Origin of the sequence: Lysobacter sp. H21R4 (genome assembly GCF_015277535.1) — a bacterium.
Taxonomy (GTDB): domain Bacteria; phylum Pseudomonadota; class Gammaproteobacteria; order Xanthomonadales; family Xanthomonadaceae; genus Novilysobacter; species Novilysobacter ciconiae.
On record NZ_CP063772.1, the window covers coordinates 1700502 to 1714821 of the forward strand.

General features: G+C 65.8%; 15 protein-coding genes and 1 tRNA gene. 4 read left to right on the forward strand and 12 right to left on the reverse strand.

The window, feature by feature from the left end:
• Nucleotides 1-20: 20 nt before the first annotated feature.
• From INQ40_RS07695 to INQ40_RS07715, 5 genes are all read right to left on the reverse strand, one after another.
• Nucleotides 21-173, reverse strand: a complete 153-nt coding sequence (locus INQ40_RS07695) for a DUF2474 family protein (protein ID WP_194339972.1) — start codon at nucleotides 171-173, stop codon at nucleotides 21-23.
• The gene (cydB, locus tag INQ40_RS07700; protein ID WP_194339973.1) at nucleotides 173-1180 is read right to left on the reverse strand and encodes a cytochrome d ubiquinol oxidase subunit II; all 1008 of its coding nucleotides are present in this window, start codon (nucleotides 1178-1180) and stop codon (nucleotides 173-175) included. Before cydB ends, INQ40_RS07695 begins: the two co-directional genes overlap by 1 nt.
• Nucleotides 1180-2664 (reverse strand): cytochrome ubiquinol oxidase subunit I, encoded by a 1485-nt coding sequence (locus tag INQ40_RS07705; protein ID WP_345776516.1) that lies wholly within the window; start codon nucleotides 2662-2664, stop codon nucleotides 1180-1182. Before INQ40_RS07705 ends, cydB begins: the two co-directional genes overlap by 1 nt.
• A 64-nt stretch (nucleotides 2665-2728) precedes the next feature.
• Nucleotides 2729-3505 (reverse strand): adenosylmethionine decarboxylase, encoded by a 777-nt coding sequence (gene speD / locus INQ40_RS07710; RefSeq protein ID WP_194339974.1) that lies wholly within the window; start codon nucleotides 3503-3505, stop codon nucleotides 2729-2731.
• Nucleotides 3505-4719 carry an amino acid aminotransferase gene (locus tag INQ40_RS07715; RefSeq protein WP_305059681.1) on the reverse strand — a complete coding sequence of 405 codons (1215 nt, stop codon included), beginning with the start codon at nucleotides 4717-4719 and terminating at the stop codon, nucleotides 3505-3507. The genes speD and INQ40_RS07715 overlap by 1 nt, the downstream gene beginning before the upstream one ends.
• A gap of 264 nt (nucleotides 4720-4983) precedes the next feature.
• Between INQ40_RS07715 and INQ40_RS07720 the strand changes: the two genes are divergently transcribed.
• Nucleotides 4984-5844 (forward strand): EamA family transporter, encoded by an 861-nt coding sequence (locus tag INQ40_RS07720; protein ID WP_194342479.1) that lies wholly within the window; start codon nucleotides 4984-4986, stop codon nucleotides 5842-5844.
• A gap of 44 nt (nucleotides 5845-5888) precedes the next feature.
• Here INQ40_RS07720 and INQ40_RS07725 read toward each other — a convergent pair whose 3' ends face one another.
• Both INQ40_RS07725 and INQ40_RS07730 read right to left on the reverse strand, forming a co-directional pair.
• A complete protein-coding gene (locus tag INQ40_RS07725; protein WP_194339976.1) occupies nucleotides 5889-6611 on the reverse strand; it encodes a glutathione S-transferase in 723 nt (240 codons plus the stop codon).
• A gap of 12 nt (nucleotides 6612-6623) precedes the next feature.
• A complete protein-coding gene (locus INQ40_RS07730) occupies nucleotides 6624-7397 on the reverse strand; it encodes a DUF72 domain-containing protein (protein WP_194339977.1) in 774 nt (257 codons plus the stop codon).
• A 186-nt stretch (nucleotides 7398-7583) separates the two neighbouring features.
• On the opposite strand from INQ40_RS07730, the gene INQ40_RS07735 reads away from it, so the two are divergent.
• Both INQ40_RS07735 and arsC read left to right on the forward strand, forming a co-directional pair.
• A tRNA-Val gene (locus INQ40_RS07735) sits at nucleotides 7584-7658 on the forward strand.
• A gap of 158 nt (nucleotides 7659-7816) precedes the next feature.
• Nucleotides 7817-8167, forward strand: a complete 351-nt coding sequence (gene arsC, locus INQ40_RS07740; RefSeq protein WP_194339978.1) for an arsenate reductase (glutaredoxin) — start codon at nucleotides 7817-7819, stop codon at nucleotides 8165-8167.
• A gap of 6 nt (nucleotides 8168-8173) precedes the next feature.
• On the opposite strand, the gene INQ40_RS07745 is transcribed toward arsC, so the two are convergent.
• Together INQ40_RS07745 and INQ40_RS07750 are read right to left on the reverse strand one after the other, a co-directional pair.
• Nucleotides 8174-9799: an FMN-binding glutamate synthase family protein gene (locus tag INQ40_RS07745; RefSeq protein ID WP_194339979.1), complete on the reverse strand. Its 1626-nt coding sequence runs from the start codon at nucleotides 9797-9799 to the stop codon at nucleotides 8174-8176.
• A gap of 87 nt (nucleotides 9800-9886) precedes the next feature.
• Nucleotides 9887-11080, reverse strand: coding sequence for a lytic murein transglycosylase (locus INQ40_RS07750; protein WP_228482186.1), 1194 nt, complete (start codon nucleotides 11078-11080; stop codon nucleotides 9887-9889).
• Between the two features lie 466 nt (nucleotides 11081-11546).
• On the opposite strand from INQ40_RS07750, the gene INQ40_RS07755 reads away from it, so the two are divergent.
• Nucleotides 11547-11807 carry a hypothetical protein gene (locus tag INQ40_RS07755; RefSeq protein WP_194339981.1) on the forward strand — a complete coding sequence of 87 codons (261 nt, stop codon included), beginning with the start codon at nucleotides 11547-11549 and terminating at the stop codon, nucleotides 11805-11807.
• A 227-nt stretch (nucleotides 11808-12034) separates the two neighbouring features.
• Here INQ40_RS07755 and INQ40_RS07760 read toward each other — a convergent pair whose 3' ends face one another.
• From INQ40_RS07760 to INQ40_RS07770, 3 genes are read right to left on the reverse strand one after another with little or no spacing between them, the layout of a single operon-like run.
• On the reverse strand, nucleotides 12035-12358 hold the full coding sequence (locus INQ40_RS07760) for a phage head closure protein (protein WP_194339982.1): 324 nt from the start codon (nucleotides 12356-12358) through the stop codon (nucleotides 12035-12037).
• Nucleotides 12359-12367: 9 nt separating this feature from the next.
• Complete coding sequence (locus INQ40_RS07765; protein ID WP_194339983.1) at nucleotides 12368-13873, reverse strand: terminase TerL endonuclease subunit; 1506 nt, start codon at nucleotides 13871-13873, stop codon at nucleotides 12368-12370.
• Nucleotides 13870-14280, reverse strand: coding sequence for a TerS protein (locus tag INQ40_RS07770; protein ID WP_194342480.1), 411 nt, complete (start codon nucleotides 14278-14280; stop codon nucleotides 13870-13872). Before INQ40_RS07770 ends, INQ40_RS07765 begins: the two co-directional genes overlap by 4 nt.
• Nucleotides 14281-14320: the final 40 nt, after the last annotated feature.

The following is a 14320-nucleotide window of genomic DNA, read 5'->3' on the forward strand; positions in this document are numbered from 1 at the left end:
AAACGCCGCGCCTGATTGCCTCAGGTCGTCATGCCGACCGCGCGCATGACCAGCTTGATCAGCAGCGCCACCAGCGCCAGGGCCGCGACGCTCGCCGACCAGATCAGCACCAGCCACGCGAGCCGCTTGCCCCATTGGCGGCGTCGCGACGCATCGTCGCCGCCGCCGATCATCAGTGGTAACCCTCTCCGGCGCGCACCTTGCCGCGGAATACCCAGTACGCCAGCCCGGTGTAGCCCAGGATGATCGGAATGATCAGCAGGGCCCCCACGAGGGTGAAGCCCAGGCTCTGCGGCGGGCCGGCGGCCTCCCAGAAGCTGATGTCGGGCGGCAGGATGTTCGGCCAGATGCTGATGCCCAGCCCGCTGTAGCCCAGGAACACCAGCGCAAGCGTCAGCAGGAACGGCGAGGTATGCGACTCGCCGCTCAGCGACCGCATCAGCCAGAACATCACGGCCGCGACCAGCAGCGGCACCGGCGCGAAGAACAGGAGATTGGGCATGCTGAACCAGCGCTCGGCAATGGCCGGCTGCGACATTGCGGTCCAGATGCTCACCACGACGATCGCGCCCAGCAGTGCCCAGACCCAGTGCCGCGTACGCAGGCGCAGGTCGTCGTGCAACTCGCCTTCGGTCTTGATCAGCAACCAGGTGCTGCCCAGCAGCATGTAGGCGACCACCAGGCCCACGCCGGTGAACATCGCGAACGGGGTGAACCAGTCGAACGCCCCGCCGACGAAGCGGTCACCATCCATCGCGAACCCGTTGATGAACGCGCCCAGCACGACCCCTTGGAAGAACGTCGCGCCGTAGGATCCGGCGATGAACGCCCAGTCCCACGCGCGCTCCTTGCCGGCCTCTGCCTTGAAGCGGAACTCGAAGGCCACGCCGCGGAAAATCAGCGCCACCAGCATGAAGATCAGCGGCAGGTAGAGCGCGCTGAGAACCACCGCGTAGGCCAAGGGGAACGCGGCGAGCAGGCCGGCGCCGCCCATCACCAGCCAGGTCTCGTTGCCGTCCCAGATCGGCGCGACGGTGTTCATCATGACGTCGCGGTCATGCTTGTGCGGAAAAAACGGAAACAGCATCCCGATGCCGAGGTCGAAGCCGTCCATGACCACGTACATCATGATCGAGAAGATGATGATCACGCCCCAGATCAGCGGCAGGTCGATACCCATCACGCCATCCCTCCACGGTTGGCGGCGACCGGCTGCAGCTCGGGCGTTCGCCCGCCGGTGCCAGCGTCACCGCCGTCTGCGCTGCGCCCGCTGGCGGCGGACATCGGCCGTCCCGGTTGGTTGTGCAGGCCCGGACCGCCTTCCGGCGGCGCGTCGCCGTCACCGGGCTCCGGGCCCCTGTCAATAATGCGCAGGATGTAGACGGTACCCGCTCCGAACAGCAGGAAGTACACCACTACGAAGATCGCCAGCGAGAGGCCCACCTGCCCGGCGGCGTGCTCCGACACCGCCTCGGAGGTGCGCATCAGGCCCTGCACGATCCAGGGCTGGCGGCCGATCTCGGTGGTGAACCAGCCGGCGAGGATGGCGACCAGTCCGGCCGGACCCATCAGGAGTGCGAAACGCATCAAGCCGCGCGAGCTGTGCAGCTTGCCGCGAAGCCGGCTCCACGCGCCCCACAGGCCCAGCGCGATCATCAGCAGGCCCAATCCCACCATGACGCGGAAGGTCCAGAACACGATCGTCGAATTGGGCCGGTCCTCGGGCACGAACTCCTTGAGCCCCGCGAACTGCCCGTCCCAGCTGTGGGTGAGGATCAGGCTGCCCAGGTTCGGGATGTTCACCGCGTAGCGGTTGCGCTCCTGCTCCATGTCCGGGATGGCGAACAGGGTCAGCGGCACGCCTTCGCCCGGCGTGTTCTCCCAATGGCCCTCCATTGCGGCAATTTTTGCCGGCTGGTGCTCAAGCGTGTTCAAGCCGTGGAAGTCGCCTACGATCGCCTGCAGCGGCGCCGTCGCCAGCACCATCCACAGGGCCATCGACCACATCGTCCGCACCGCCGGGTTGTCGTGCCTGCGCAGCATCTGCCAGGCCGCGCTGGCACCGACCAGCAGCGCGGTGGCCAGGAAGGCGGCGATCACCATGTGGGTCAGCCGGTAGGGGAACGACGGATTGAGGATCACCGCCACCCAGTCCACCGGCACCACGATGCCGTCGATGATTTCGTGGCCCTGCGGCGTGTGCATCCAGCTGTTGGAGGCGATGATCCAGGTCGAGGAGATCAACGTGCCCACCGCCACGGCGGCGGTGGAGAACATGTGCAGGCCGGGGCCGACGCGCTTCATCCCGAACAGCATCACGCCCAGGAAGCCGGCCTCCAGGAAGAACGCTGTCAACACCTCGTAGGCCAGCAGCGGGCCGGTGATGCCACCGGCAAAGCGCGAGAACTCGCTCCAGTTGGTGCCGAACTGGTAGGCCATCACCACCCCGGACACCACGCCCATGCCGAAAGCGACGGCGAATATCTTGATCCAGAACTGGTACAGGTCCAGGTAGACGCGGCGCTTGGTGTACAGCCAGGCGCCTTCCAGGACCGTCAGGTAACTCGCCAGGCCGATGGTGATGGCCGGGAAGATGATGTGGAACGAGATGGTGAAGGCGAACTGGATCCGCGACAGCAGCAGCGCATCAAGGTCCATGGTCAACGGCACTCTGCAGGAATTTCCCGCTCAGGATGCCGCCTGCCCGGTTACGCCTGCGTATGCACCCCTACTCGACCGGCGAGCTCTGGTAGAGCTCGATGATCTCCTTGCGCAGCAGATGCTCGATGCGCATGCGCTCACGGAACGACAATTGCTGGGCCATCTCGCTGAAAAGGTAGTCGTCCAGGTTGAAATTCTTCAGGTGCATCTTGGTGTGGAAGATGTTCTCCTGGTACACGTTGACGTCGCGGCACTCGTACTTGTCCAGCAGGCGCTTGTGGATCGACTCCTGGATCGAGTTGATCTTGTGGTCGATGAAGTGCTTCTTGCCCTTGGCGTTGCGGGTGAACCCACGCACCCGGTAGTCGCAGATCACCACGTCCGAGTCGAACTGCTTGATCAGGTAGTCCAGCGCTTCCAGCGGCGAGGTCAGCCCGCAGGTGGCCACGTCGATGTCGACCCGGAACGTCGCGATGCCGTTGTCGGGGTGCATCTCCGGATAGGTGTGGACGGTGATATGGCTCTTGTCCATGTGGCCCACGGTGCTGCCGCGCCCCGGCGGAGGCACGGCGGCGGGACGGTCCGACATCAGGATCGTCACCGATGCGCCCTGCGGATCGTAATCCTGGCGCGCGACGTCCAGCACGGTGCCACCGATGATGTCGGCGACCTTGAGCAGGATCTCGGTCAGCCGGTCGGCGTCGTACTCCTCGTCGATGTACTCGATGTAGCGCTGGCGCTGGGTCTCCGACACCGCGTAGGAGATGTCGTAGATGTTGAAGCTCAGCGACTTGGTGAGGTGGTTGAACCCGTCGAGTTTGAGTTGTCCGCGCGGCTTGCCCATCAGCCCGCCCCCGGGTCGTCCATCACCTGCGCGAACGCATCGGCGACCCGGTCCACGTTCTCATCGCGCAGGCCGGCGACGCAGATGCGCCCGGACCCGACCGCATAGATGGCGTGCTCGGCGCGCAGGCGCTCGACCTGGGCCGGATTGAGGCCGGTGTAGCTGAACATGCCGCGCTGGGTCAGCAGGTAGTCGACATCGAGCGACGGCACGCGCGCCTTCATGCCGGCATGCAGCCGCTCGCGCATCTGCAGCATTCGGGAGCGCATCTCCTCGACCTCGTTCTTCCAGTCCTTGCGCAGCCCGGCATCGGTGAGGACGCTGGTGACAATGCGGCCACCGAACGTCGGCGGACTGGAGTAGTTGGCGCGGATGGACATCTCCATCTGGCTCAGCACGCGGCGCGCCACATCGGCGTCATCGCACACCGCCACCAGCGCACCGACCCGCTCGCCGTACAGCGAAAAGGTCTTGGAGAAGGACACGCTCAGCAGCAGCGCGATGCCGGCATCGACCATCGCGTGCACGGCGTAGGCGTCGGCGTCGATGCCTTCGGCGAAGCCCTGGTAGGCCATGTCGAGGAACGGCAGCAGGCCGCGCTCGGCGACCACCGTGACCACCGCATCCCACTGCGCGCGGGTCAGGTCCGCGCCGGTCGGGTTGTGGCAGGCCGGATGCAGGATGACGATGCTGCGAGCCGGCATCTGCTCCAGGTCGGCCAGCATGCCGTCGAAATCCACGCCGTTGGTCGCCGCGTCGAAATAGCGGTAGCTGCCGACCTTGAACCCCGCCGTCTCGAAGATGGCCTGGTGATTCGGCCACGACGGCGCGCTGATGAAAACCTCGGAATCGGGAAAGTGGCGCTTGAGCATGTCGCAGCCAACCTTCAGCGCACCCGAGCCACCCAGCGACTGGATGGCCACCGCGCGCTCGGCCACTTTTTCGTAGCGATCACTGCCCAGCACCAGCTCGGTCACCGCGTCGCGATAGGTCTTTGATCCGGCAATCGGGAGGTACGGGGTTGCGCCCAGATCGGCCGCGATCTGCGGACGAACCGCCGCCACGGAGCGCAGCGTGGGAATCGCACCGTTCGCGTCCTGGTAGGCGCCAATGCCGAGGTTGACCTTGTCTGCGCGCGTCTCGGCCAGGTACGCCTGCTGCAGCGAAAGGATCGGGTCGCCCGCGTAAAGCGGCAAATGGCTGAACATGTCCAGCTCCTGTGGAGGAAGGGGTTTGACGGCCGCAGCGCGGCACGTGGGATGCATGGCGAGATCGGGGCGCAGACGCGCGTCGCCTCGAGCGCCTATTGTCGCGCAGGTTGGCGCGAATAGCAGCCGGTGGCACGACGCGCGTTCGGAAGGCGCGGCGGCCAGGACCACCAGCGCCACCCGCGCACGCGCGTGCTGGCGGAAATGGCGGCCCGAACCGACAATGTCGCCGATGAAATCCCCTGTCTCCTGCTCGGACCGGACGCACGCATGCACCTGATCGGCCTCAGCGTCCTGTGCAGCGTCCTCGTCTCGGTCCTGCTGAAAATTGCTCCGCGCAAGCGTCTGGATGTCGCCCAGATGGTGACCTGGAACTACCTGGTTGCCGCGGTGCTGTGCGCGCTGCTGCTGCGCCCGGACCTGGGCAGCCTGCGCAGCGCCGGCGGCCACTGGTGGGTGTTGCTGGGACTGGGGGTTTTGCTGCCGTCGCTGTTCTTGGTGCTTGCCAGCGCCGTGCGCCAGGCCGGCATCGTGCGGACCGACGTCGCCCAGCGCCTTTCCCTGCTGCTCTCGCTGGTTGCCGCGTTCACCGTGTTCGGGGAAACCGCCAGCGTCGTCAAACTGGTGGGGCTCGCGCTGGGACTGGTCGCCGTGGCCGGCATCCTTGCGCGGCCCGCGTCAGCCGGCAACGGGCGGATGGTGTGGATGCCGCTTCTTACCGTGTGGGTGGGGTTCGCCTGCGTGGACGTGCTGCTAAAACTTGTCGCCCAGTCGGGCACGCCGTCGATGGCCTCGCTGCAGGTCGCCTTCGTGCTGGCCTTCGTGGTGATGGCCGGCTGGCAGGTAACCCGCCATGCGCGTGGAACCGCGCGGTTGGACCGGTCCAGCTTCGCCGCCGGCCTGCTGCTGGGACTGCTCAACTTCGGCAACATCGTCTTCTACGTGCGCGCGCACCAGGCGTTGCCCGAGAGCCCGGCGGTGGTGTTCGCGGCGATGAACATCGGCGTGGTGGTGCTGGGAACGCTGGTGGGTGTCGCGGTGTTCCGCGAGCCGACCAGCCGCTGGAACCGCCTGGCGATTGCGCTGGCGATTGTGGCCATCGCACTGATCGCCTACGCCCCTCGGGGGTGAAGGTGCGGCCACGGACTAGATCCGTCGCCGCACGTGCGTTCCCGTCAGCCGTCCAGCTCAGGGTAGTGGCGGAAAATGCCGTCCTCGCTGAAGGGCAATCGCCGTTCGGATTCCAGGTAGACAGCTATCCGGGGCCGCGCGGCGACTGCGTCGGCAAGCGCAACCACCTTCGGCACGTCTTTCTGGATCCGCTTCATCGCCCGTGGAAACGCGTAGCGCAGGCCGGCGACCAGCTGGAACAGTGACAGGTCAACGTAGGACCGCTGCGCGCCGACCAGGTGCCCCGGGCCTTGCGGATTGTTGGCGAGCACGCGCTCGAAGTAGCCCAGGTACCTGGGAATGCGCTGCTCGCGGAATTCACGCGCCCGCTTCGCCGCTTCGGCCTTCTGGTCCTCGTAGTACCTGCCGGCGCCCAGCGGATGGTGCGCATCATGCGCCTCGACGACGATGTCGGTAATCGTCAGCTCCAGTTGATGCGTCCACAACGCATCCTCCGGGCTATCCCCGACCAGCCCAAGACGCGGGCCGAGGAATTGCAGGATGTTGGCGACCTGGGCGACCACGGTGGCGCCGACCTTGAGGAAGGGAGGCGCGAACGGTGGATGCACCGCGGCAGCGTCTTCCAGCCAGCCTTGCACCGCTTCCACGCCGCCCGCGGACTCGTCATTGCCGACATCCACGTAGTCCGCGCCGCCTTCCTCGAGGGACAGGCGCACGAACTCGCCCCGTCCCTGTATCTGCGGCCAGTAATAGAGTTCGTAACGCATGGGCCTCTCCTGTCAGCGGGTGGAGTCACCGGAAACCAGCTCTTGCAGCCTTGCCGCGTCCTCCACCGCGTGGCCGCCAGCAGTGTTGTCAAAAATGCACCATGTCGGCGCTGTCGCCTTGCCGCGCTGCAGAAGCTGCGGCGCCAGTCGCTCGAGCACCGGGTCTTCGTATCTGCTGTAATACATGCGCGGCGAGCCGTGCAGGCGCCAGTAGCTCCAGCGCGCGGACTTTGGGCCGGCGGGCGACTCCGCTCCGGACACGCGTGCCGGGTCTGCGCCCACGCGGGTGAGCGAAAAACCCTCCCACAGGTCCGTGGCCTCGGCGTCAAACCAGCTCGGGTGGCGTGGCTCGCACGCAATGGGCACCTCTACGCGTTGTCGCATCAAGCCGAAGAATGCCTCCGCCACTCCCATGTCGAGGACAAGGCTCGGCGGCAGCTGCACGAGGAACCCGCCGAGCTTCGTGCCCAGCCCCGAGACCTGATCCAGAAAGGCCGCCAGCAACGCGTTCGCACCAACCAACCGCGCCCCGTGGGTGATCTGCCGCGGCAGCTTCACTGAAAACCGGAACCCCGATGGCACCGTGTCCGCCCAGCGGGACCAGGTTTTCGCCTGATGTGGCCGGTAGAACGAGGAGTTGATCTCGACCACGTCGAAGCGGGTCGCGTAGCGCTCAAGATGACTGTCCCCGGCACCGAACAGGTGCGCCGCACGCGTTGGGATCGACCAGCCCGCGCAGCCGATGCGGACGGACGAGGTGGGCTTCGGCGCAGGGGCATCACTCATCGGCCACTCCGGTCTGCAGGGCCCATGTTCGGCGGGTTGCCTGCAAGAGCGCGTCATGGCCGCACCTGCCCGCTGAGGTATGTGAAAACCGCGGCGGAGCGCGGCCTGCATCCCCGGCGCAACACAACGGTTGCGCGGATTCAGGGCTGCCGTATAATCGGCCGGATGATCCGGACAACGGATTTCGGGCGGTTAGCTCAGCGGTAGAGCATTGCCTTCACACGGCAAGGGTCGCAGGTTCGATCCCTGCACCGCCCACCAGATTTTGTACAAGAGGCCACCTGCCGGGTGGCCTTTTTTGTGCCCGATCCTCCGCTGGCGTCGGGTGTTGGGGGCAAGGACGGATTGAACGTAAGCCGGTGTCGGCGCAACGACTGCGACGCTAGGATGATCCTCCGATCGTCTCAAAGAGCCATGTCATGAAAAACACCCGCCTCTACCACAACCCGCGCTGCTCAAAGTCGCGCGGCACCCTCGAGCTGCTGCAGGAAAAAGGCATCCAGCCAGAAGTCGTCCTCTATCTGGACAACCCGCCCGATGCCGGGGCGCTGCGCTCGCTGCTGGAGATGCTCGACATGCCGCCGCGCGCGTTGCTGCGCACCGGGGAGATCGAGTACGCCGAGCTTGGCCTGGCCGATCCGGGCAAGTCCGATGACGAGATCATCGAGGCGATGACAACCCACCCGCGCCTGATCGAGCGCCCGATCTTCGTCCACAACGGGCGCGCCGTGATTGGCCGGCCGCCGGAGAACGTGCTGCAGATCCTCTGACGGCGCTCAGCGCGCCTTGCTTTCGCGCATCGACATCACCTGCTGCGGCGCGTCGAAAGAGTCGCTGCGCGCGCTCGCCCAGTAGGACTGGAACACGGCGTGGTCGGGGATGCCGGACAGCAATTGGCCGGGCTCGAGGAAGTTGTACAGCGCCGCCAGCGATCGCACCTCGGTGGGCGAAACCCGCCGCAGGATGTGTTCGGGGCCGACCTCGCTGGGATCGCTCAGGCCGGCCGCGCACAGCAGGTCACGCAGGGCATTGAGCGTGTTGCGGTGGAATCCCTGCACGCGGATCGATTTGTCGGTCACGTCCAGGCCCTTCCAGCGCGCCGGATCCTGGGTGGCCACGCCGGTCGGGCAGCGATCGGTATGGCAACTCTGGGCCTGGATGCAGCCCACCGCGAACATGAAGCCGCGCCCCGAGTTGCACCAGTCCGCGCCCATCGCCAGCGTGCGCACGATGTCGAACGCACTGATGATCCGCCCCGCCCCACCCAGGCGGATGTCGTCGCGCAAGTTCAGCCCGACCAGGGTGTTGTGGACCAGCATCAGCGCCTCGTGCATCGGCACGCCGACGTGGTTCATGAACTCCGCGGGCGCCGCGCCGGTGCCGCCCTCCGCGCCATCCACGACGATGAAGTCTGGCAGCAACCCGGTTTCGTGCATCGCCTTGGCGATCGCGAACCACTCCCACGGATGGCCGATGGCGAGCTTGAATCCGGTCGGCTTGCCGCCGGACAACTCGCGCAGCCTCGCCACGAACTGCAGCAGTTCCACCGGGGTCGAGAACGCGCTGTGGCGCGCGGGTGACACGCACTCAACCCCCGCCTCGACACCGCGGGTGACGGCAATCTCGGGCGTGACCTTCGCCGCCGGCAGCACCCCGCCGTGGCCGGGCTTGGCGCCTTGCGACAGCTTGATCTCGATCATCTTGACCTGCGGCTCGGTCGCGTTGGCAGCAAAGCGCTCGGCATTGAACGTGCCATCCGGATTGCGGCAGCCGAAGTAGCCCGACCCGATTTCCCAGACCAGGTCGCCGCCGTGTTCGCGGTGGTATGGCGAGATCGAGCCCTCGCCGGTGTCGTGGTAGAAGCCGCCCATCATCGCTCCCTTGTTGAGGGCGCGGATGGCATTGGCCGACAGCGAGCCGAAGCTCATCGCCGAGATGTTGAACACGCTGGCCAGGTACGGTTGCGCGGTATTGGGGCCGATCAGCACGCGGAAGTTCGGATCGCCATGGGGCACGGGCGCCATCGAGTGGTTGATCCACTCGTAGTCGTTGGCGTAGACGTCCTGCATGGTGCCAAACGGGCGGGTGTCGTTGACCGACTTCGCCCGCTGGTAGACCAGTGCACGCTGCAGGCGCGAGAACGGCACCTCGGCGGTATCGGCCTGGATGAAGTACTGGCGCATCTCCGGACCGATGGATTCCAGGCCGTAGCGGAAGTGCGCGATCACCGGATAGTTCTGCCGCAACGCGCTGGTCCGCTGCAGGACGTCAGCGGTACCCAATGCAGCGATGCAACCAAACACCAGCGCCGCCCAGCCCCATCCCGGTGCCACCAGCACGGCGAGCAGGCCGGTCAGCACGGTCAACAGGATGCTCAGGAAATACGGCAGGTAACGCAGCATGCGGGTGGTCCGGTCAGGTCGGATGGTTCAGGTCAGGCCACGAGGATAACCGGCAGCGGTGGAGACCCGGTTGATGCCTTGGTGCGCTTAACCCTGCGCGCCGACCTCAGGGCCGCCGGTCGCCCGTTGCAGCGCGCGGAGGATCTTCTGCCCCGCGCGTCCGTCGGCGCTCATGCCCAGGCGCTCCTGCTCAAGCTTGATCGCGGCGCGACTGGCGCTGCCGATCATGCCGTCGACCTCGCCGATATCGTGGCCGCGTTGCAGCAGCAAGGCCTGCAACTCGCGGCGCTCGAGGCGCGACAGCCCCGGATCATCGGTCGGCCATGCAGTGACCAGTCCACCCTGCCCGCGCAGGCGGTCACTCAGCAGCGCGATCGCGAACGCGTAGCTCTCCGCCGCGTTGTAGGAGTAGATCGCGTCGAAGTTCTTGAACACCAGGAACGCCGGCCCCGACTTGCCCGCCGGCAACATGAGCGCCGTCGCCTTGTCCGATGCGATCAACGGCGCTCCATCCACGCGGGTGACGCCACGCCCGGTCCAGAACGAGAGCGGCTTGCGCGAGGTGCGCCCGGCAACCGACGCGTCAAAATTGGCCGGCAACCGCACCTCGTGGCCCCAGGGCTCACCGGTGCGCCAGCCCGAGCGCTTCAGGTAGTTGGCCGTGGACGCCAGCGCATCGGGAACGCTGCCGACCAGGTCGCGGCGGCCGTCGCCGTCAAAGTCCACCGCGATGCGCCGGTAGGTGGACGGCATGAACTGGGTGTGGCCGAAGGCGCCCGCCCAGGAGCCAACCAATTTGTCCGCCGCCACGTCGCCGGCCTGGACGATCTGCAGCGTCGCAATCAGCTCGCCGCGGAAGAACGGCTGCCGGCGGCCCATGCACGAGAGCGTAGTCAGTGACGTCAGCAATGGCCGCTTGCCGAAGGTCTTGCCGAAGTTGCTTTCCACGCCCCAGACCGCCACCACCGTCGCCGGATCCACGCCGTACTGGCTCTCGACCCCTTTCAGCGTGGCGGCGTGCTCGCGCAGCATCGCCTGCCCGTCCTGGACGCGCTCCACATCGACAAGACCCGCCAGATAGTCCCAGATCGGCGTCTTGAACTCGGGCTGGCTGTCCAGCAGCGGCAGCACCGATACGTCTGGGGTCACGGTAGCAACGTGCTGGTCGAACACCGCCGCGCTTATGCCGGCCCCGAGCGCCTGCGTCCGCACCCCGGCGACGCAGCGATCGAAAGCAGCGCCGTCATAGGACTCATCGGCAGGTGAGGCAGACGCCTGCAACGGAAGCGCGAGCGCGCCGAGCGCAGCCAGCACACAGGAAACAGACCGGGAACGGGACATGGGCAGCATCGCGAGAGTCGGGGATGGCGCCCATGTTCGCATCGTCCAGCTGCCTGGGCACCGGCATCGGTTCAGCAAGCCGCATCCGACGCTGCCACGTGGTGCCCGGACCGGGAATCGAACCCGGATAGCCTTGCGGCTGACGGATTTTAAGTCCCAAACGGGCATCATTGCCAAGTGTGGGAACCTATTGATAGCAATGGTTTAGGTGTTGGTGGTTGTGCTGGATTGTGGCCGGATATTGGCGGCAGTGTCCCAAATTTGTCCCACACTCGATTCAGAGACTTCCTACAGCGTCACGAGGAACCGGCCTACTCCCCTGCCCCGCGCCCGATGCGATGCTGTCATCCAAGGCAACGCGTGACGCCGTTCCCCTCGGTAATCCACGCACGCGGGGTCGTCAGGGATGACGATCTGCCTCTCCTCACTGCCTGGAACCGGATGCGATACGCTCGAGACTTCGTTCAAATCGGAAGATCGCATGGATCGCTTACAGATAGCTGTGGCAATTTTGCCCGCATTGATCAAAGACCAGACCAGCCCGATGATCGGCGACGAAAATCGCCGACGCATTGTAGAAAATGCGTTTGCTTGGGCGGACGAGGTTTTAACAGCTCACGACGACTATCAGTCGACCGGCGCGCCCAAGTACCCGGTGGGCGGCTAAGCAAAGAAACGCCCCGGCAGGATCACCCGTGCCGGGGCGTTGTGGTCTCCAGCAGAGGAGTCCGGTTGCAAGGTCACGCCGTGTGGATTCCGGTCGAACTGCCCCGGTCCGCAACGCGGATGTCACAGCGCCCTTGCTGCTGCGGTTTTGCATGAGACGGCACTCGCAGCTAATCCGTCACCGGGGGGCTAAGACGATCACGCGGGACCCCATCCGGCCTATACCCGCTAATTCTTTGTTGCGTAGATCAGCGTCTCGCGGTTGCGACCGCCTACGTTGACAATCGACTGCATGTTCCATTCCTCGCCGTTGTAGATCAGGCGGTCTGCCGGGGTGACGCTGGACAGGTAGCGGGTCGTGAACTTTGTCACCTCTTGCGCGGTGATCTGCTGGGATGCCAGCCGCTCGCGTCCCAGCATTGGATCGACTCGGGCAAACGCGCTGGCGACCTCGACCCAATCCTCGGTGCGGTAGCCCGTCACCGGGTCGATGACCGTTTCCAGCCGTTCGAACGTGATTTTGTGGTTCAACTGTTGCGCGGTGAATGCCATGTTCGTTCCTCAGATGAAAATCAGGCCGCGTTCGGCGTAGGGGTCCACAGCGGGCGCGTCTGCGGTCTGGGCGACACCCATCGCCATGGCAAGGCTCACCATCCCGTCTATGCGGCCCGTGGTGCGGCTCTTGTCCAACTTGCGACTGCCTGCCGGGTCTTTCGTGACCGTGGCGTTGGCGGCGTTTAGGGTCAGGACCGGGTGCATCCCGTGTGCGATGCGAGCGTTCAACAGCTCCGCTTCCAGTACGTCCAGCGCCGGCCCCATATCCTTGAACCCTTGACCCCACGGCAGCATCGGCAGCTCGATACCGATCTTGTCGAACTCCTTGTTCAGCAGGTCGATGCGCCAGCGGTCATACGCAATGGCGTGCAGGTCCAGACCTTCCACGATCTCGGCTATCTGGGCGGCTACGTGGCCGTAGTCCACAGACGCGCCGGGGGTCGTCCTCAGATAGCCCTCGCTCACCCATTGGTCATAGGGCGCGCGATCCTTGCGGGCGCGTTCCACCAGCCCTTGTTCGGGCGTCCAGAAGTAGCTGCGGACCTGCCAGACGCCGTTGACCTTGCCCACCAGTACCAGGGCGGTCAGGTCGGTGCGCGCCGACAAGTCCAGACCGCCATACACCGGCCCCGTGAAGGGCAGCGGCTCGGCTCCGCATGACTTCCAGACCTCGGGCGAGACGAACGGGCTATCGGTCGATACACGCTGATTCAATAGCAGGTTGCGGGCGGCGTTCTCAGCACTCGGCATCCGCTGCGCCTGCCTCATCTGTTCGGCCAGGTCGTCACGGCTGCGGAAGATCCCCAGCGCCGGATTGGCGGCCTGCCATGCGGCCTCGTCGGTCAGCTCGCAATCTTCCGGGGCGGCGTGCAAATGGCAGACGATGCGCGGGTCGTCACTGGCGATGGCGTCATCCAGCCAGACGCTCAGCAGGTCGGCGTCGCTGGCGGCTTGGGTGCTGATGACCAGCAGCAGCGGTTCGGCGTGTGCGCCTTGGCTCGTCGTGATCGCGTCCACGAAGTCCGACCGGGGACCGCGTACCTGCCCTACTTCGTCCAGGATCGCCAGCACCGGGGACAGACCGTGCGCGGTGCGACCCTCAGCAGCCAGTGCCCGGAACTCGGTATTCAGCGGCAGACCCAGCAGGCGCTTGCCGCTCGGCACGATGCGGATGATCTGGGACAAGCGCGGGGATAGCTGCACCATCTTGCTGGCAAGGTCGAACACCAGCGCGGCTTGCTCCCTGCTCATCGCACCGGAGACGATCTGGCTGTTCTGCTTTGCCTCGGGACCGACCAGATGCGCCAGCAGTAGCGCGGCAATCAGCCCGGTCTTTCCATTCTTGCGACCGACCGACAGGTATGCGCGGCGCGTGCCATGCGGATTGTTGTAAACGTCGCGGATGAACTCTTGCTGGAACTCAGCCAGCACCATCGGGGAACCTACGCCGGCGCCGGATGGCACAAGGCAGTAACGCTCCACGAACTCGATGATGCGGGCAGCACGGCTCACGATACGGCGCGCAAGGTCGGTATCAGCGGGTCGTGTGCGGTCTCTGCCTCTCGCTCGACTTCCAGCCCGTTCCCCTGCTCACGGGCGCGGCCTTGGGTGGCCTCGGGGTGAACGTGTAGCAGCCGGGACAGCATCGCAATGCGCCGGCCCAGCTTGTCCACCACGGCCAACTGCTCCAGGTCCGTCATCATGGCGACCGCCTGCATCTGCGAGACCGCCAGAAGTGCAGCGGTTGCGAGGTCAGCATCGTTCCACTTGTGCCGTGGACGGTTGCGTATCAGCGCCTCCCAGAAGGGCAGCGCGTCAACGGGCAGGGTCACGTGGTCAGGCGGGCTCAGCGTGCCTTGTGCGGCGTTCTGGGCGGCTTGGACCGCTACTGATGCGCTGTCACTTCGGAGTTGTCTCATTTCATCCTCGGCCATAGCGATTACGTGACTCTTGGGCGGC